A 17633-nucleotide genomic window follows, 5' to 3' on the forward strand; every position below is an offset into this window, starting at 1 on the left:
AAATGCAGCTTGAACTACGTAATAATGGTTTATTCCGCATACAGGATGGTGAAGAACGGAAAATTTCCGATCCAATTTGCGTTCTTTTTAGAGTGCGTAGTGATGACCGAATTCGGAGTAGTGGCGTGTTGTGCGAGTGGCTCAATCTGGATGGCTGTTCTGTCCAGGAGGTATTTTTGATGAAGATATTGAATGGTAGCCAGTCTATGTTAATTCGAGAGCGGTTATTAGACAGCGGTTTTTGGATAGAAACTGGCATCGATACGTGGAAACTGATTCAACAATATTTAGTTCAAGAATCGCGCAAAGCGAGTACTGCAACCATAGTGGAAAGGACTGGTTGGCATCGTGAGGTATTTGTTACGCCCAGTTGGATTTCTGGTAGGAGTGATGAACCGTATCTATATCTATCTCCGCGTGTTGCCCCAAATTTTCAGCAAAAAGGATCTTTGGACGATTGGCGACAAGAAGTCGGGCGTTTTTGTCGTGGTAACCCATATTTAATTTTCGCTATTGGCTGTGCCCTTACAGGACCACTGTTAAAACCCGCCGGTTTGGAGAATGGCGGTATTCATATTGTTTCCAATTCTGCTGATGGTAAAACCGCACTTCTCCAAGTGTGTGCAAGTGTCTGTGGTGGTTCTGACTTCATGAAAAGTTGGAGTGGCACTGCCAATGGTATTGCTGCTGTCGCAAGTGAACATCACGACCTAGTTTTACCGCTTGATGAAATTGGCATGGCCAAAGCGGAAGATATCGATACCTGTTTGTATCAAATTTTTAATGGTGCTGGGAAATTGCGGGCAGATAAAACCGGCAAGCTTGCTGAATCTGAGCATTGGCGTGTGCTGGTATTAAGTTCAGGTGAAAAGTGGCTCTCAGAGATATTTGAAAGTTTGGGTCGTAGCCCGATGGCCGGGCAAGAAGTTCGTTTGATTGAACTTCCGGTAATTGGTCAGCATGGGGTGCTGAATGATCTTCACAGCTTTTCCACACCTCAAAAGGCCATTGATCATCTGAAGTCTGCAAGTGCGAGAACGTACGGATCATTGCTGAGATCATTCATCGAATTGATCACGACTGATGTAGTGGATCTTAATCAATACGTGCCAAAGGAATTACAGCGCATTGTTGATAGCTGGCTACTGCCGGATTCATCCTCACAGGTGCAGCGAGTCACCCGGCGTTTTGCGCTGATTTTAGTGGCCTTGCAGCTTGCCTCTCGTAACTTTCTGGTTAATTGGAGTGAGGACGAATCAGAGCAAGCAGTGCACAGCTTATATCGGGTTTGGTTGGGAAGTCGCGGTCATTTAATGAATCTTGAGGAATATAGCTTACTACAAAAGATTGGCGGTGTTCTCGCTAAGTGGGACAAACGACTTGCTAAAGAAGGCGATGTATATAGGCCAACAAGCATAGGATATCGACGGTTTATCGATGGTGAGGAGCTTTGGCTCATCCACAAAGATGAATTTTTGAAAGGCTTAAATTTGCCAACTCATTATATGCGTGATGTTGAGCTGCTCTTCCGCCGTCAATGTCTTGAAAGTAATGAACGCAGCCGTGGTACCTATAAGCTAAAGATGAGCGGTCGCTACTATCGTTTTTTTGCCCTTTGGCCTGACAGGGTGAGGCAAGCAATGCTGAAGATGGAGCAAGTCGATGATGAATAATTCAAATATCCCACTTTCCCACTTTTCCCTGTTTGATTCTGAGGTAGGAGTATCAACATGACTGAAAAAGAGATGCTTCAGCGCATGCTGATGGATATGTCATTGCTTAAAAAACTGATTACCGATCATATCAAAAACGAGCAACGTCCTGACACAACAAAGGAAATCCTCACAGTTGAGGAATGTGCTGAGCTGACGGGGTTAAAGAAAAGCACTTTGTACCGGCTGACCCATGAACGCAAGATCCCATTCTTCAAACCTAATGGTAATCGGGTGTTCTTCAGGCGAGCAGATATCTTGGCTTGGTTGCAGAGTAATCGTGTGGCGTCTTCTGATGAGATTGATAAAGCCGCTGCTGATCATCTAGTTGCTAACCGAAAATTGTATGGCCGGAGATATTAGGTTGATGCTTAACTTTTTGAAAATAAATAGGAATGGTTATATACGTTACATGTCACGTTCTTTAACTGTGACATGTAACGGTTACTCGTCGAATTGACAGCTCAGGCTTTAATGACTAGGTCTTAATGTGCGTGCGAATGCGCTTTTAAAAACACATCATTAGCTAGGGACGGTCAATATGTCTGTTAAACATACCCCAACCGGTGTAGTACACAGCGGTGCTAAAGGCGGCACCACTGGCGGCGGCACTGATACGAAGAAAAATGCCGATCACTGGGTTAATTCCCACGAGAAAATCACATGTGATAAGAACGGCTGTAAAAACTAACGATCTTATTTGGTTGATTTGGAGGGCACTGTCGAGGTGCCCTTTTGTTTATAAAGATGTCGTCGTTTGGTCGTAATAATGCTCTTAGTCTGATGACTCATCGAAGATATCTGGAAAGGTCCGCATGGCCTCTGTGCGCCGGGTTTCCAGAATATCTGCGTAGATTTCTGTCGTTCTGAGTTCGCTGTGGCCAAGCAATCTGGAAAGGGAATAGATGTCTAGCCCTCGGGCAAGTTGGTTTACTGCAAAGGTGTGGCGGCCTGCATGAAAGGTCACGTGTTTGGTGATCCCGGCACGTACAGCCCACTGCACTAGCGCGACGTTGCTATAGCTGTCGTAACGTAAGCCCTTAAAAACCCGTTCTGTCGGTTTTCCCCTGTTTTCCAAGTTGAGCAAACGTACTGCTGAATCCGGTAAGTCGAGATATTGCAGGCCATTGCCTGAGTTTTTGAGCTTTATCTGGGAAAAGATTATTCGGTAGTGCCCTTGAGCAAATAGTTCAATTTCACTCCACACCAGTTTATGAATGTCTGACCAGCGTAGACCCGTAGTGCAGGAGAACAGAAATGCTCTCCGTAGTACATCGTAACGGCATTCTGCCTTGGTAAGGGCCTTTACCTCATCCAGAGTGAGATAAGTGCGCTGTGTCCTCTCTGCTTTGATGGATTTGACTTGTTCAACAGGGTTATCTCTGATGATTCGGTCTCGTTGCGCTTGGTTGAGTGCTGCCCGAATTTTATTGAAGTAGCTACAGGCGGTATTCCTGGAGAGGCCGGTATCTGATTTTGTCATTGCCTCATGCTGTAGGTAATGGCGGAACCCTTCCAAGAAGTATTTATCTACCTGTTCAAAAGTGAGTTCTGCGTGGCGGTGATAACGGTGGAGATGGATGCCCGCAGAAACCCAAATTGAGTAGTTGGATTTGCTACCGGATGCTTTACTCGCTGTAATTTGGTCGAAGTAGTCAAAGAAGCTGGCATTGAGTTTTGTGCGGTCATCTAAGCCGTGTTTGGCTGATTCCATTTCCAGTAGACGCTTGGCTCGAATGGCCTCAGCTTTTTGCAATGTGGTTTTATTGTGCTCGCGCTCAACTGCGTTTTTTGGCTTGTTGTAGAGGAACAGATTCAGCGGCTCGTAAGAGCGCTTTTGAGCCCTTGAACCGTCTTCCGAGGTCTTTGAGCCGTAATAGTACACAAGCCTGATGGGGCGCAGGCCATTCTTATCTGGTTCTCGCTTTTGTATATTGATTTTCATAGGTTTTTCTCATCTTGTGCTCCGCATGTGCTCCAGAATTTATCTTCGGAGCACATGCGGAGCAAGAATCGACAAAACCCTTCAAATCACTTCCCACCAAGTAAAACAAAATTATTTTAAAATCATAATGTTGTTTTGATTTGGTTTGATACGTTTTACTATTTTACTTCCCGATACAGAAAGAGCTAAAAATTTTGCCTAAGAGATCATCTGAGGTGAAGCGGCCAGTGATTTCTGATAGTGCTAATTGGCACATGCGTAACTCTTCTGCCAGCAGCTCTCCTGCTAGATAAACTTCTAATTGTTCTTTACCCAATTGCAGATGGCTTGCGGCGAGTTCTAGGGCTTCTAAGTGACGACGCCGGGCGATAAAGCCACCTTCGAGGTTACTCTGGTAGCCCATGAGTGATTTTAAATGCTGCTTTAACTGTTCAACACCTAAGCCCGTTTTAGCCGAGATCCGGTAAACACTATAACCTTGTTCCTCTGTCATCATTAAGTCTTCGCCAGTAAGATCGGCTTTATTGCGGATCACTGTTACACCTAAATTTGAGGGCAGGCGATCGATAAAGTCAGGCCAAATATCATGGGGATTAACGGCGGCAGTGGTGGTGCCATCCACCATAAATAACACCCGATCGGCACTGTTTATTTCATTCCACGCGCGTTCTATACCAATTTGTTCAACGGTATCTGTCGTATCACGTAGGCCTGCGGTATCTATAATGTGCAGCGGCATGCCATCTAAGTGGATGTGCTCACGTAATACATCCCGTGTTGTACCAGCAATTTCGGTAACAATAGCCGATTCTTTACCGGCTAAGGCGTTTAATAAGCTGGATTTTCCGGCGTTAGGACGACCCGCGATCACGACTTTCATGCCTTCGCGGATGATAGAACCTTGTTTAGCACTGGCTTGCACTAGGTCAAGTTTGTCGATGATTTTGTAGAGTGCATTGGCAATTTTGCCATCACTTAAAAAGTCGACTTCTTCATCGGGGAAATCAATCGCAGCTTCTACATATAAACGTAGGTTAGTGACTTGATCCACCAGCTCATGGACTTCCTTAGAAAATTCACCCTGGAGTGATTGCAGCGCGCTTTTAGCCGCTTGCTCACTGGTGGCATCGATAAGATCGGCAATCGCTTCGGCTTGGGTTAAGTCTAGCTTGTCGTTCATAAAGGCTTGTTCGCTGAACTCACCGGGTTTGGCTATTCGAATACCACCGACTTCCATTACACGTTTGATCAGCATGTCTAGAACGATTTGGCCGCCGTGGCCTTGAAGCTCTAATACATCTTCGCCAGTAAAGGAATTGGGGCCTTTAAAAAACAGCGCTATGCCTTGGTCGATTACTTGGCCTGTTGCACTTTTAAAGTCGCAATAATCGGCATATCTCGTTTTAGGAAGATGACCCAATACGGCCATAGCGACATCACTGGCCTTGTTGCCTGAAATTCGGATGATGCCAACGCCGCCACGTCCGGGCGCGGTGGCTTGAGCCACGATAGTGTCAGTTGTCACGGAAATACCCACCAAACTAATATCTATCAAATCATGTAAAGGAAAAGGCGGCTAATTAAGCCGCCTTTAGTATTATTTTCACTTTATGCTTTGCTAAAGGTAGGGCTTATTTTAAGCCTTTTTTCTCAAGACCTGCATAAATAATCTTCTGCTGCGTGATGGCAACTATGTTACCTACTAACCAGTACAGTACTAGACCTGATGGGAACCACAGGAAGAATACGGTAAAGATTACTGGCATCCATTGCATCATTTTCACTTGCATTGGATCCATTGTCGGCGCAATTGGTTGCATCTTCTGCATTACAAACATAGAGACGCCCATCAGCAGCGGCAGTATGTAGTAAGGATCTTGTACCGATAAATCGTGGATCCACAGCATAAATGGTGCATGACGTAATTCGAAGCTTTCTAGCAATACCCAGTATAAGGCAATGAAGATTGGCATCTGTAAAATAATAGGTAAACAGCCACCCATAGGGTTAACTTTTTCTTTCTTATACAGTTCCATCATGGCTTGACCCATCTTTTGACGGTCATCACCAAAGCGTTCTTTCAAATCTGTTAGCTTAGGTTGCAGATTACGCATCTTCGCCATTGAGGTGTACTGCGCCTTTGTCAGCGGGAACAGTAAACCACGAACGGTTAATGTTATCAGAATAATTGCCACACCCCAGTTACCGACGAATGATTGATAGAACATCAATAGCCAGTGAATAGGAACCGCTAACCACCATAAGAAACCGTAATCAACCACTAGATTTAAGGTTTCAGAAATCGCTGACAGTGCTGCTTGATCCTTAGGACCAACATAGAACTGTGAGCTAATTTCTTGGCTGGCACCAGGTGCAATATCGTATACCGCGCCGCGGAAACCAATATTAGCTAAACCGCCAGCACTGACACTAGAAAAAATGGTGTTGCTGTCAGTTGCGGGTGGCACCCAAGCTGAAACGAAATAGTGTTGTAACATGGCTGCCCAACCGCCTAAAGTGGCTTGGTTCAGGTTACTTTTGGCCATGTCGTCAAAGTTGTATTTTTCATAGCGCACATCATTCGTTGAGAACGCACCACCACGATAGGTAGGCATCATCATGCTGCTTTCAGATGGCTTGATCGTTTGTTTAATCTGACCATACATCTGAACTTGCAGTGGTGCTGCTGAAGTGTTGTTGATTTTATAGTCAACATCTATGTTGAACTTACCGCGATGGAATACGAACACTTTAGTGTAAGTCACACCATTGTCAGCGATATAAGTTAACGGTACTTCTAAGGTATCTTGGCCTTCGGCTAAGGTATATTCAGTTGCCGTTGTGCTAAATGCGGCACGGCCTTTTGCGCTGCTATCAATACCATCGCGACCAATTAGGCCACTTTGAGCGATATAAGTGAAATCATTCGTTTGCTCAAGCAATACGAATGGTTGATCTTTCTCTAGTTCTTTTTTGTGCGAAACTAACGCAGCAAAAACGATGTCACCACCCACTGGATTGATCTGAATGTCTAACTGATCTGTTTTTACCGTAATCAGTTTGCTGTTTGCAGTAACTGCTGCAGCAGGAACACCTGTATCAGCTTCTGGAACATCGGCACTGTGCGAGCTTGCCGCGTTCGCCACTAAGGACGATTCGGTTGCAACGGGTTTAGGAGCTTTGTCTGCTTGCCACTGTTGCCACAGCAAAAAGCTGACAAACAGTAGTCCTATGAGCAATATATTGCGTTGAGATTCCATAGCCTATTTATTACACCTATCATTTTTAGGGGGGACGGGATCACTACCGCCGGGATGTAAAGGGTGACATTTTAATATGCGTTTCAATGCAAACCAACAACCTTTCGCGGTTCCATGCACTTTTATTGCTTCAATAGCGTAGTGAGAGCAGGTGGGATTGAAACGGCATCGAGGGCCCAGTATAGGGCTTATGAATACTTGATAGCCACGAATTAACGTGGTCGCTAGCCATTGTAGCGGCGACTGAGTTTGCGCCATAGCTTTTCTATCAATTTGTTGATTTCAGCGTTTTCCATTTCCATCACGCCATTTCTGACAAGCACAACAATATCAAGATGAGGAATGTCGTGTTGATTCAAGCGAAAACTATCTCTGATCACGCGCTTAATACGGTTACGTTGATTGGCGCGTTTTACATAGCGTTTAGCAACAGTAAGGCCCATACGCGGATGTTGTTCCGTGTTAGGAATAGCGAGCAAGGTAATTTCAGCAGAAGATGCTTTGATGGGATTGGAAAATACAGATTTAAATTGCGCGGGAGTTAACAAACGTAACTCCCGCGAAAAGGTATAGCTAGTCAACTAGTTACCCACTTATTAAGCAGATAAACGAGCGCGACCTTTCGCACGACGACGTGCAAGCACCTTACGGCCGCCTACAGTAGCCATACGAGCGCGGAAGCCGTGAGAACGCTTGCGCTTCAGGTTGCTAGGTTGAAAAGTACGTTTACTCATGATGGCAATCCGTCTTTGTTATTAGTGAACATATCCTTATCTCTAGGATAGAGGTAAGGGCAAAAAAGAGGCCGAATTGTAATCACAATACTTAGTCACGTCAACAACGAAAGTAAGTAAGTGCTTTATTTCTGCCAGCGTATCCTTAGATCAACCCCCAGAATACACCATAAGATGTGGATAACTCTGTGTACGGACACTACATGTAGTAGTGCAGGGGATCTTCGAGCCGATCGAAGGGGCGCCATTATAGATCAATGTGGATCGCTTAATAAAGCAGGATTTGCGGTTAGTGCTGAATAAAAGGATCGTTTTGGATCTTTGATGATCGAGGATATCCACATAGAATGATCTCGCTGGGGATAAATATTTTTTAAGGATAGCGATCCTTGAGATCTCGCTATAGAATACACCTCTTTTTTGATGATCTTTTGGGGATAACTAAGTGGCTGTTTCACTTTGGCAACAATGTATCGGACGACTGCAAGATGAGCTTTCTGCTCAGCAGTTCAGTATGTGGATCAGACCGTTACAAGCCGAAATGGATGGAGATACTCTGGTGCTTTATGCGCCCAACCGCTTCGTGCTTGATTGGGTCAGAGATAAGTACATCAATATCATTAATCAGTTCTTTACTGAGCAAATGGGTAGCGACGCGCCTAAATTGCGTTTCGATATAGGTAGTCGTCCTTCGGCGAAAAAGCCTAGTGTTCCAGCACCGATTGCGCCAACTCGTGTAGCGAATACCCAAACTAAAGCGACGGTAGGCACGACGTTTAATGTCCAAGCCGAGCCTATGGCGAACGCGAATCACCGCAGTAACATTAATCCGAGCTACCAGTTTGATAACTTCGTAGAAGGTAAGTCTAACCAATTAGGTAAGGCTGCGGCGTTACAAGTGGCTGAAAATCCGGGTGGTGCTTATAACCCACTATTTTTATATGGCGGAACAGGTCTAGGTAAGACTCACTTGTTGCACGCTGTCGGTAACGGGATCATTAAAAATAATCCTAATGCCAAAGTGGTTTACATGCATTCCGAGCGTTTTGTCCAGGACATGGTTAAAGCGCTGCAAAACAATGCGATCGAAGAATTTAAACGTTACTACCGTAGCGTCGATGCCTTGTTTATTGATGATATTCAATTTTTTGCCAATAAAGACAGATCCCAAGAAGAATTCTTTCATACCTTCAATGCGTTACTTGAAGGGAATCACCAAATTATTTTGACTTCAGATCGTTATCCAAAAGAGATCGACGGTGTTGAAGACAGATTGAAATCGCGTTTCGGTTGGGGTTTAACTGTGGCTATTGAGCCACCAGAGTTAGAGACCCGCGTAGCGATCTTGATGCGTAAAGCTCAAGAGAGCGGCATTAACTTGCCCGATGAAGTGGCTTTCTTTATTGCTAAGCGTTTACGTTCAAACGTACGCGAGCTAGAAGGGGCATTAAACCGTGTTATCGCCAACGCTAACTTCACGGGTCGGCCAATTACTATTGATTTTGTTCGTGAAGCCTTACGTGACCTCTTGGCACTTCAAGAAAAATTAGTCACTATAGACAATATTCAGAAAACCGTAGCTGAATACTACAAGATCAAGATGGCTGATATGTTGTCTAAGCGTCGTTCACGCAGTGTCGCGCGCCCAAGGCAAGTGGCAATGGCGTTATCCAAAGAATTAACTAACCAAAGCTTGCCGGAAATTGGTGATGCTTTTGGTGGTAGAGATCACACCACAGTGTTGCATGCCTGTCGTAAGATTGCTCAGCTACGGGAAGAGAGCCACGACATTAAAGAAGATTATGCTAATTTGATTAGAACCTTATCTTCTTAAAACAAGGAATTTGGACACGATGAAATTCTCAATTGATAGGGATGCCCTATTAAAGCCGTTGCAATTGGTGTGTGGTGCGGTAGAAAGACGCCATAACTTGCCCATTTTGTCTAACCTCCTTGTAGAAGTAAGTGGTCACTCACTTAAGCTGACTGGTACAGATTTAGAAGTCGAACTCGTGGGCCAAGCTGTGGTTCACGGTGATATCGAAGAAGGTCGTACTACGGTTCCAGCGAAGAAACTGCTCGATATTGTTAAGTCTTTGCCAGAACAAAGCGAACTGAAAGTCGAACAACAAGATAATAAATGGTTGCTGCGCTCAGGCCGTAGCCGTTTTTCCTTAGCGACTTTGCCCGCAGAAGAATACCCTAACGTTGAAGCCTTCCAAGCTGAGATTGAATTTAGCTTGAAGCAGGGCGTGTTGAAGTCAATTATCGACTCGACGCAGTTTTCGATGGCTAACCAAGATGTACGCTATTACCTCAACGGATTATTGTTTGAAACAGAAGGTAATGTTTTGCGTGCGATAGCGACCGACGGTCATCGTTTAGCCTTAAGTCATCGTACGATTGAAGCACAATTACCGGAAAAACAAGTCATTGTGCCCCGTAAAGGCGTAATTGAAATGGCGCGCTTATTGGAGTCTGACGATCTCGATATCACCATTGCTATTGGTGATAATGCTATTCGTGCTACTACGGCTAACACAGTATTTACCAGTAAATTAGTCGATGGTCGCTTCCCTGATTATCGCCGTGTATTGCCAAAGGGCGGTGATAAAATTGTGATTGCGAGTCGTAATCACCTGAAGCAAGCGCTGACGCGGGCTTCTATTTTATCCAATGAAAAATTCCGTGGTGTGCGTATTCAACTCGAAAATGGTCTGCTCAAGATCACCGCTAATAACCCTGAACAGGAAGAAGCGGAAGAAATCATCGATGTGGAATACAACAATCAGGCCCTAGAAATTGGTTTTAACGTCAGTTACTTACTGGACGTGCTCAACAACCTTAAGTCCGATGATGTGCGTATCACACTCATTGATGGTAACTCCAGCGCCCTAATCGAAAACCATTTGGAAGAAGATTCCATGTATGTGGTTATGCCGATGCGCTTATAAACCATCGATTTTTACGTTACCCGTGTCTGTACCTCTGTCTTTGATGTCTATGCCGCTTAACGGCGGCACAGTGTTTAATGCACAGCATTGGCCATTCCTTCACTCATTTACCGATAGTCTTAGCCTGTGGCAGCGATTGAGTTGCTCGTTAAGTGCTATGAATCCTTGCCTACGCCGTTTACGCGGCTTAATGAGTAATGCATGAGCCTGACCCGTCTCAATATCGAAGCGTTTCGCAACATTCAGTCCGCACAGTTAATCCCAGCATCTGGGATTAACGTGATTTATGGTCAAAATGGCAGCGGAAAAACCAGTATTTTAGAAGCCATTTATTTCCTCGGTATGGGGCGCTCGTTTCGCAGTCATTTATCCCAACGAGTGATTAATCACGATGACGATAAATTAACGCTCTTTGCGACTTTAAATTTAGCGCGCGGTGACAGTAAAATTGGTTTACGCCGATTTCGCAATGGTGAGACGGAAGTGAAAATCGACGGCGAAAAAGTCAAACGTCTGTCGACCTTAGCCGAAGCTTTACCTATTCAAGTGATCACACCTGAAAGCTTTTCTTTACTGTTTGAAGGCCCAAAATCCCGTCGACAATTTATCGATTGGGGCGCATTTCATGCTGACCCACAGTTTTATGGCGCTTGGACGAATGTTCGTCGCGTTCTTAAGCAAAGAAATCAATTGCTTAGAAACGGTTCGGCTTACAGTCATATTCAATTTTGGGATCAAGAGTTTGTGCGCTATGCCGAGCAGGTCACCGAAATACGAAACCATTATGTAGACTCGTTAAATGAGCTACTTAAGGGTATAATCGGGGAGTTTTTACCGAGTGTAGATGTGAAGGTTTCATTTACGCGCGGCTGGGATAGTAAAACGGATTTTGCAGAACTACTCGAAAACCAATATTCCAGAGATTTGGCCACAGGTCATACCGTCAGCGGTCCCCATAAAGCTGACCTTAGACTTCGTGTAGGCACTTTGCCGGCGCAGGATGCCCTGTCCCGTGGTCAATTGAAATTATTAGTCTGTGCACTGCGTATTGCACAGGGAAAGTTGCTCAAACAACAAATAGATAAAAACAGTATTTATCTTGTGGACGATCTTCCGTCCGAGTTGGATGCACAGCATAGGCAGCTATTGCTTAAGCAGTTAACGGATACCGGAGCACAAGTTTTTGTGACCGCCATTGATCCTGCTGCAATAGTCGATTCGTTACACACGCCTCCCAGTAGGATGTTTCATGTGGAACAGGGACGTGTAACGGTAATTGAATAACCATTGAGAGAATAATATGTCAGAGAATAGTTACGATTCTTCGAGTATTAAGGTCCTTAAGGGCCTTGATGCAGTACGTAAGAGACCTGGGATGTATATTGGTGACACCGACGACGGTACGGGTCTACATCATATGGTGTTCGAAGTAGTCGATAACTCTATCGATGAAGCCTTAGCCGGCCACTGTAGCGATATTACGATTACTATCCATGTAGATGGTTCGGTTTCTGTTAAGGATGACGGCCGTGGTATTCCGGTCTCTATCCATGAGGAAGAAGGCGTATCGGCGGCAGAAGTTATTATGACGGTATTGCATGCCGGCGGTAAGTTCGACGATAACTCCTATAAAGTGTCTGGCGGTCTCCACGGCGTGGGTGTATCGGTTGTAAACGCTTTATCTAAAAAGCTGCAAATGACCATTCGTCGTGCTGGCAAAGTATACGAGCAGTTTTATACTCACGGTGTGCCTGATGCGCCGATCAAAGAGATTGGTGATGCAACCAAAACCGGTACTGAAATCCGTTTTTGGCCAAGTGAAGATACCTTCAGCGATGTTGAGTTTCACTTTGAAATTCTGGCAAAGCGTGTGCGTGAACTGTCTTTCCTTAACTCAGGCGTGGGTATTCGTCTGGTTGATGAACGCGACAATAAAAATGAATTTTTCAAATACGAAGGCGGGATTAGCGCATTCGTCGATTACCTGAACCGTAATAAAACGCCAGTCAACAAAGATGTATTCCACTTTATGCAAGAACGTGAAGATGGCATTACCGTTGAAGTGGCTATGCAGTGGAATGACGGTTATCAGGAAAATATTTTCTGTTTTACCAACAACATCCCACAGCGTGATGGTGGTACTCACTTAGTCGGTTTCCGTAGTGCGTTGACACGTAACCTCAACAGCTACATGGAAAACGAAGGTTATAACAAGAAAGGCAAAACCAGCGCGACTGGCGACGATGCCCGCGAAGGCTTGACTGCCGTTATCTCTGTTAAAGTGCCAGATCCAAAGTTCAGCTCGCAAACCAAAGACAAACTGGTTTCTAGTGAAGTGAAAACCGCGGTTGAACAAACCATGGGTGAGAAGCTGAACGATTATCTGCTGGAAAACCCAGCTGATGCGAAGTTGATCGTCGGTAAGATTGTCGATGCTGCCCGTGCCCGTGAAGCGGCGCGTAAAGCTCGTGAAATGACCCGTCGTAAAGGCGCACTCGATTTAGGTGGTTTGCCAGGTAAGCTGGCCGATTGCCAAGAAAAAGATCCTGGTCTTTCAGAAATTTACATAGTGGAAGGTGACTCTGCTGGCGGTAGTGCTAAGCAGGGACGTAACCGTAAGAACCAAGCGATTTTGCCACTGAAAGGTAAAATTCTAAACGTTGAGAAGGCCCGCTTCGATAAGATGTTGTCTTCTCAAGAAGTGGCCACACTGATCACGGCACTTGGCTGTGGTATTGGTCGCGACGAATATAACCCAGATAAAACCCGTTATCACAACATCATCATCATGACGGATGCTGACGTCGACGGCTCGCACATTCGTACTTTGCTGTTGACCTTCTTCTTCCGTCAAATGCCTGAATTGATTGAACGTGGTTATGTGTATATTGCTCAACCGCCTTTATTTAAAGTGAAAAAGGGCAAGCAAGAACAGTATTTGAAAGATGAGCCAGCATTGACTCAATACCTCACGACTCAAGCATTGGATGGCACTGTTGTGTATCCAACGCAAGGTGCGATTGGTATGTCAGGTGAGCCGTTAGAGCGTTTAGTGACTCAGTATCGTGAAGTGGAAGCCATTGTGGCCCGTTTAGAGCAGCGCTATCCAACGCACATTACTAACCGTATGCTTTACCACCCAATGATCACCAACGATATGTTGGCCGATGAAGGCAAGATGAAAGAGTGGATCGATGCCTTTATCCATGAGCTGGTGGAAATGGAAAACAGCGGTGTACTGTATTCTGCTGAGCCGATTCTCGATCCTGAGCGTAAAGTGTATCTGCCTAAGATCACCATTCGTAAGCACGGTATCGATACTAACTATCTGTTTACTTATGACTTCTTCCAATCAAGCGATTATCAACGTATCGGTAAGTTAGGTGCGGCGTTAGATGGCATGATTGAAGAAGGCGGCTATGTACAACGCGGCGATCGTGTTAAAGAAGTCGGCAGCTTCCTCGAAGCGCTAGATTGGACGATTTCTGAAGCCAAACGCGGCTTATACATTCAACGTTATAAAGGATTGGGTGAGATGAACCCTGAGCAATTGTGGGAAACTACAATGGATCCTGAATCACGCCGTATGTTGCAAGTCACGATCGATGATGCTGTGGGTGCCGATCAGTTGTTCACTTGTTTGATGGGTGATCAAGTTGAACCTCGTCGTGAGTTCATCGAAGCGAACGCATTGAACGTGGCTAACTTAGACGTTTAATGCTAGATGTATAATATTAGACGTGTAATGCGTGTTAAGACTCGCGTTAGTACTTGAATGATTAAGGGAAAGCCAAGGCTTTCCCTTTTTTATCTCTATGATTTATCTCTTTATCGATCAATACCCGCTTCATCCGCTGCAACAATTTCAGTCTCTGCTTTAGCCGCATTAATCCACGCCTGCATTTCCGGACAGCTGATCACATGCTGCATATAGGCACGGCTTGCCTGCGAGACTTCAATATCGTAGGTAAGAAAACGCATAACCACAGGGGCAAACATCATGTCGGCAATCGACCATTGGCCAAATAACCAAGTACCTTCCGCATGTGATGGGGCAAACTCGGCCATTTGTGCTGACCAAATCGCATCGATGCGCTCAATGTCTTTGCGGACCGCATCAGTGAGCTCAACATAGCGCCTCGCGCGTATGTTCATTGGTAGAGCGTTACGCACGGCATTAAAGCCTGAATGCATTTCACTGGCAATCGATCTGGCCTTGGCTTTTTGTTTAGGATCTTGCGGCCATGCGCTACCTGCAAGATAGGTGTCGTTGAGATATTCGCAAATCGAAAGTGAATCCCATACCGTAATGTCACCATCGACTAATGTCGGTACTTTTAAAGTCGGCGAAATGGCTTTGAGTTGCTGATAGAAGCTGTCGGTATCGAGTTGCAGTAATACTTCGTTGAACTGCACGCCAGATTTTGCGGCCATAAACCAAGCCCGCAGTGACCAGCTAGAGTAGTTTTTATTGCCAATATAAAGATCCATTGTTTGTCCTTGAGTGAAATGCCGAGTGTTTCTGCAAAGCTACTATATGGACTCATTTCACCTATGACTAATGAATATTTTACCCTTTCTACATCCGCTAATACGCGTCATTTCTCTTGAGCTTACGAGTCACTTTTATTGAATTTAAACGACCCACAGCATTGAGATAATTTAACCATATCTTAATTACTTTGCTCGATGGATTCTGTCGAGATAAAGGCTAATTGGCGAGATAAATGGATGTGGCAGCGAGTGATTTACCCCGTAAGTGCACTGATTTTATGCTATCGGCGGTGGCAAACGCCGATGAGGCAAATAAGTTATTGAATATGTGTAAGGCCTGTCATGGCGAGTCCGGTGTGAGTCGTTTTGAGCATATTCCTAATATCGGATGGCAAAACTCAGAATACCTATTGAAGCAACTGCGAGCCTTTAAGGCGGGGAATCGCCAAGATCCCACTATGACTAAAGTCGCCCAACTCTTGACTGAGGCTGATATGCAGCTGATGGCGGATTACTTTTACCTCGGAAAGGATAAATAACATGGATCTTAATCGTCGGGTTTTTATTAAAGGTGCGGTAGCGACGTCTGTGTTATCAGCTTTACCCGTTAAGTGGGTATTTGCCGAACAGCTTCCCGCAGCCGTCACTCCTCTGGATATATCAGCATTAACTTGGACTAAGGCAGATGACTTACCGAGTTATTTCAAAGTGTTAAACACTCATCCACTGAATGCGTTTCCGCCGGAGCATAAGCTCGCTCCTGCCGTGACGCCTGCAGATGCCTCGTTTATCCGTTGGAATGGCATAGTGCCTGACTTTAAGGCGTTAGATGCTAAAACTTGGACTTTTCAAGTGGATGGTGAGTCTGTAATCACCCCAAAAACCTACACAATTGATGAACTTAAGCGTCGCTTTAAGCATTACACATTGCAGTTGCTGATTGAATGTGGCGGTAATAGTCGCTCTGGCTTTTTTCCTAGTACTAAGGGTAATCAGTGGAATAATGCCGGCGTATTTTGCTCCGAGTGGACAGGTGTCTTAGTGAGTGATGTGCTTAAGGATTGCGGTATTAAATCTGATGCTGTTTACACAGGCCATCACGGTGTTGATCGGCATTTGAGCGGCAAAGGTGAGGCGATTTCACGCGGCGTACCAATAAAGGCGGCGCTTGAAGAGCTTGGGCTTATTGCATGGTCGATGAATGGTGAGGACATTCCTTATCTACATGGATATCCCTTACGTATTGTGTTTGGTGGACGGCCGGGCTCCGTTTCGCAAAAAGCGGCGACGGGGATCAGTGTGCGTAATAAAGTTCATGATGGACATAAAATGGAAGCACCAGCGTATCAACTCCCTAAATATCCGATAGCGCCAGGTGAGTCTGTTGATGATAAAGACTATAAAATCATTGAAGAAATGATAGTGAAGTCATTGATCACTCAACCCCAATCTGGAACCGAATTAGCTGTGGGTCAAAAGATGACTATCGCAGGTCATGCTTGGGCGGGATTGCGGGAAGTGGTTAAGGTGGAAGTCAGTTACGATTATGGCACCCGTTGGTTTGCCGCTGAATTAGAAAAACCTAAAAACATAACAGCATGGCAGCAATGGAAGATTGAATTGCAATTACCGTCGCAGGGTTATTATGAAATCTGGGCCAAAGCGACCGATAGTGAAGGTGATAGTCAGCCTGTCGTACAACCGCAATGGAATCCTAAGGGATATATGTTTAACGACTGCCACCGTATTGCCGTTAGGGTGGTGTGATGAAGTCGCATATCAATAAACTGATATTGCTTGGGCTAGTGGCATCCAGTATTTCGCTAGCCGCTGAGTATCCAGTGGACCCTAAATCGGGTTTGATCATGGCTCCTGGCTGGGAGTTAGTGAACTATCAATGTAATGCCTGCCATACCAGTATGATAGTCGTGCAAAACCACGGCGATAAAGCCTTTTGGAAAGAGACTTTGCAGTGGATGATAGACACTCAGGGTTTATGGGACTTGTCGGATACTTGGGAGCCCACCTTGAGTTATCTAAGCACTCATTATGGGCAGGCTGAAATGGATATGACGATCTTCAGACGTCTACCTTTAGAACCGAACCTGCAGCCTGTGCTAGTTAACCCTTTCCCTAAGGAACCAAAATGAAAGCGATTATCATAAGTTTGATTGCGCTATGTGGCTTATCCACAGAGGTTAATGGAGAGGTTTATCAAGCAGATATAGAGCGAGGTCAGGCATTGGCTACAGCACAGTGTGAGTCATGCCATGGCAATGCGGTGATCGCTATGGCCAAGCAATTCCCAAACTTAAAGGGACAAAAATTAGCTTATCTTAATAAACAGCTCGTCGATTTTAAAACCGGTTTACGACTCGAACCTTTGATGCAATCACAAGTCAGCGCGTTAAGCTCTGAGCAATTACAAGATGTGGCGCTGTTTTATAGCCAGCAAGTTACACCGAACCTAAGTGCGAATTAGCACGAGCATAGTGTGTTATTTGAATTAAACCGATATAGGGTTTAGTAGGGAA

The 17633-nt window shown here is 45.1% G+C and carries 19 protein-coding genes; 12 read left to right on the forward strand and 7 right to left on the reverse strand.

Features of this window, described 5'->3' with window-relative positions; all coding sequences use genetic code 11:
- The first annotated feature begins 2 nt into the window (after window positions 1-2).
- The 3 genes from L5M10_RS08740 (at window position 3) to L5M10_RS08750 (ending at window position 2403) form a co-directional block, all read left to right on the forward strand.
- On the forward strand, window positions 3-1673 hold the full coding sequence (locus L5M10_RS08740; protein WP_023205120.1) for a DUF927 domain-containing protein: 1671 nt from the start codon (window positions 3-5) through the stop codon (window positions 1671-1673).
- A gap of 57 nt (window positions 1674-1730) precedes the next feature.
- The gene (locus L5M10_RS08745; protein ID WP_000136520.1) at window positions 1731-2075 is read left to right on the forward strand and encodes a helix-turn-helix transcriptional regulator; all 345 of its coding nucleotides are present in this window, start codon (window positions 1731-1733) and stop codon (window positions 2073-2075) included.
- 178 nt (window positions 2076-2253) lie between these two features.
- A complete protein-coding gene (locus L5M10_RS08750; RefSeq protein ID WP_023205121.1) occupies window positions 2254-2403 on the forward strand; it encodes a hypothetical protein in 150 nt (49 codons plus the stop codon).
- Window positions 2404-2487: 84 nt separating this feature from the next.
- Here the strand turns inward: L5M10_RS08750 and L5M10_RS08755 are convergent, their stop codons facing one another.
- The 6 genes from L5M10_RS08755 to rpmH form a co-directional block, all read right to left on the reverse strand.
- On the reverse strand, window positions 2488-3657 hold the full coding sequence (locus L5M10_RS08755) for a site-specific integrase (RefSeq protein WP_052939453.1): 1170 nt from the start codon (window positions 3655-3657) through the stop codon (window positions 2488-2490).
- Between the two features lie 163 nt (window positions 3658-3820).
- Window positions 3821-5182 (reverse strand): tRNA uridine-5-carboxymethylaminomethyl(34) synthesis GTPase MnmE, encoded by a 1362-nt coding sequence (gene mnmE, locus L5M10_RS08760; RefSeq protein WP_263164821.1) that lies wholly within the window; start codon window positions 5180-5182, stop codon window positions 3821-3823.
- A 106-nt stretch (window positions 5183-5288) separates the two neighbouring features.
- Window positions 5289-6917 carry a membrane protein insertase YidC gene (yidC, locus tag L5M10_RS08765; RefSeq protein ID WP_105250801.1) on the reverse strand — a complete coding sequence of 543 codons (1629 nt, stop codon included), beginning with the start codon at window positions 6915-6917 and terminating at the stop codon, window positions 5289-5291.
- 3 nt (window positions 6918-6920) lie between these two features.
- Window positions 6921-7175, reverse strand: coding sequence for a membrane protein insertion efficiency factor YidD (gene yidD, locus L5M10_RS08770; protein WP_006083829.1), 255 nt, complete (start codon window positions 7173-7175; stop codon window positions 6921-6923).
- The gene (gene rnpA / locus L5M10_RS08775; RefSeq protein ID WP_105250802.1) at window positions 7142-7498 is read right to left on the reverse strand and encodes a ribonuclease P protein component; all 357 of its coding nucleotides are present in this window, start codon (window positions 7496-7498) and stop codon (window positions 7142-7144) included. The genes yidD and rnpA overlap by 34 nt, the downstream gene beginning before the upstream one ends.
- A gap of 15 nt (window positions 7499-7513) precedes the next feature.
- Window positions 7514-7651, reverse strand: a complete 138-nt coding sequence (gene rpmH, locus L5M10_RS08780; protein ID WP_006083827.1) for a 50S ribosomal protein L34 — start codon at window positions 7649-7651, stop codon at window positions 7514-7516.
- Between the two features lie 445 nt (window positions 7652-8096).
- On the opposite strand from rpmH, the gene dnaA reads away from it, so the two are divergent.
- Genes dnaA through gyrB form a run of 5 tightly spaced genes read left to right on the forward strand, consistent with a single transcriptional unit; the run spans window position 8097 to window position 14323 of the window.
- Entirely contained in the window at window positions 8097-9485 is a 1389-nt protein-coding gene (dnaA, locus tag L5M10_RS08785) for a chromosomal replication initiator protein DnaA (protein WP_006083826.1), read from the forward strand.
- Window positions 9486-9504: 19 nt separating this feature from the next.
- Window positions 9505-10605, forward strand: a complete 1101-nt coding sequence (gene dnaN, locus L5M10_RS08790; RefSeq protein WP_105250803.1) for a DNA polymerase III subunit beta — start codon at window positions 9505-9507, stop codon at window positions 10603-10605.
- Window positions 10580-10810, forward strand: a complete 231-nt coding sequence (locus L5M10_RS08795) for a hypothetical protein (protein WP_147250508.1) — start codon at window positions 10580-10582, stop codon at window positions 10808-10810. The genes dnaN and L5M10_RS08795 overlap by 26 nt, the downstream gene beginning before the upstream one ends.
- Window positions 10807-11889: a DNA replication/repair protein RecF gene (recF, locus tag L5M10_RS08800; RefSeq protein WP_219255772.1), complete on the forward strand. Its 1083-nt coding sequence runs from the start codon at window positions 10807-10809 to the stop codon at window positions 11887-11889. The genes L5M10_RS08795 and recF overlap by 4 nt, the downstream gene beginning before the upstream one ends.
- Before the next feature lie 16 nt (window positions 11890-11905).
- Window positions 11906-14323: a DNA topoisomerase (ATP-hydrolyzing) subunit B gene (gene gyrB / locus L5M10_RS08805; RefSeq protein WP_105250805.1), complete on the forward strand. Its 2418-nt coding sequence runs from the start codon at window positions 11906-11908 to the stop codon at window positions 14321-14323.
- A gap of 110 nt (window positions 14324-14433) precedes the next feature.
- Here gyrB and L5M10_RS08810 read toward each other — a convergent pair whose 3' ends face one another.
- Entirely contained in the window at window positions 14434-15096 is a 663-nt protein-coding gene (locus L5M10_RS08810) for a glutathione S-transferase family protein (RefSeq protein ID WP_105250806.1), read from the reverse strand.
- A gap of 236 nt (window positions 15097-15332) precedes the next feature.
- Here L5M10_RS08810 and L5M10_RS08815 point away from each other — a divergent pair, with 236 nt between their 5' ends.
- The 4 genes from L5M10_RS08815 to L5M10_RS08830 are packed head-to-tail and all read left to right on the forward strand — an operon-like array spanning window position 15333 to window position 17581.
- A complete protein-coding gene (locus tag L5M10_RS08815) occupies window positions 15333-15638 on the forward strand; it encodes a c-type cytochrome (RefSeq protein ID WP_263196934.1) in 306 nt (101 codons plus the stop codon).
- 1 nt (window position 15639) lies between these two features.
- Window positions 15640-16866, forward strand: coding sequence for a sulfite oxidase (locus tag L5M10_RS08820; protein WP_263196936.1), 1227 nt, complete (start codon window positions 15640-15642; stop codon window positions 16864-16866).
- Window positions 16866-17249, forward strand: a complete 384-nt coding sequence (locus L5M10_RS08825; protein WP_263148671.1) for a cytochrome C — start codon at window positions 16866-16868, stop codon at window positions 17247-17249. The genes L5M10_RS08820 and L5M10_RS08825 overlap by 1 nt, the downstream gene beginning before the upstream one ends.
- Window positions 17246-17581, forward strand: coding sequence for a c-type cytochrome (locus tag L5M10_RS08830; RefSeq protein ID WP_263164815.1), 336 nt, complete (start codon window positions 17246-17248; stop codon window positions 17579-17581). Before L5M10_RS08825 ends, L5M10_RS08830 begins: the two co-directional genes overlap by 4 nt.
- Window positions 17582-17633 lie beyond the last annotated feature (52 nt).

Origin of the sequence: Shewanella sp. SM32 (assembly GCF_025654235.1) — a bacterium.
GTDB classification, from domain to species: domain Bacteria; phylum Pseudomonadota; class Gammaproteobacteria; order Enterobacterales; family Shewanellaceae; genus Shewanella; species Shewanella oncorhynchi.

Bases quoted from the DNA above. Each gene is read 5' to 3' on its own strand.
- gyrB (WP_105250805.1), top strand. From the start codon at position 11,906: ATGTCAGAGAATAGTTACGATTCTTCGAGTATTAAGGTCCTTAAGGGC.
- L5M10_RS08795 (WP_147250508.1), top strand. From the start codon at position 10,580: ATGTGGTTATGCCGATGCGCTTATAAACCATCGATTTTTACGTTACCC.
- yidD (WP_006083829.1), bottom strand. From the start codon at position 7,175: ATGGCGCAAACTCAGTCGCCGCTACAATGGCTAGCGACCACGTTAATT.
- L5M10_RS08740 (WP_023205120.1), top strand. From the start codon at position 3: ATGCAGCTTGAACTACGTAATAATGGTTTATTCCGCATACAGGATGGT.
- L5M10_RS08810 (WP_105250806.1), bottom strand. From the start codon at position 15,096: ATGGATCTTTATATTGGCAATAAAAACTACTCTAGCTGGTCACTGCGG.
- L5M10_RS08815 (WP_263196934.1), top strand. From the start codon at position 15,333: ATGGATGTGGCAGCGAGTGATTTACCCCGTAAGTGCACTGATTTTATG.
- rpmH (WP_006083827.1), bottom strand. From the start codon at position 7,651: ATGAGTAAACGTACTTTTCAACCTAGCAACCTGAAGCGCAAGCGTTCT.
- L5M10_RS08745 (WP_000136520.1), top strand. From the start codon at position 1,731: ATGACTGAAAAAGAGATGCTTCAGCGCATGCTGATGGATATGTCATTG.
- yidC (WP_105250801.1), bottom strand. From the start codon at position 6,917: ATGGAATCTCAACGCAATATATTGCTCATAGGACTACTGTTTGTCAGC.
- L5M10_RS08825 (WP_263148671.1), top strand. From the start codon at position 16,866: ATGAAGTCGCATATCAATAAACTGATATTGCTTGGGCTAGTGGCATCC.
- L5M10_RS08820 (WP_263196936.1), top strand. From the start codon at position 15,640: ATGGATCTTAATCGTCGGGTTTTTATTAAAGGTGCGGTAGCGACGTCT.
- L5M10_RS08755 (WP_052939453.1), bottom strand. From the start codon at position 3,657: ATGAAAATCAATATACAAAAGCGAGAACCAGATAAGAATGGCCTGCGC.
- L5M10_RS08830 (WP_263164815.1), top strand. From the start codon at position 17,246: ATGAAAGCGATTATCATAAGTTTGATTGCGCTATGTGGCTTATCCACA.
- recF (WP_219255772.1), top strand. From the start codon at position 10,807: ATGAGCCTGACCCGTCTCAATATCGAAGCGTTTCGCAACATTCAGTCC.
- L5M10_RS08750 (WP_023205121.1), top strand. From the start codon at position 2,254: ATGTCTGTTAAACATACCCCAACCGGTGTAGTACACAGCGGTGCTAAA.
- dnaN (WP_105250803.1), top strand. From the start codon at position 9,505: ATGAAATTCTCAATTGATAGGGATGCCCTATTAAAGCCGTTGCAATTG.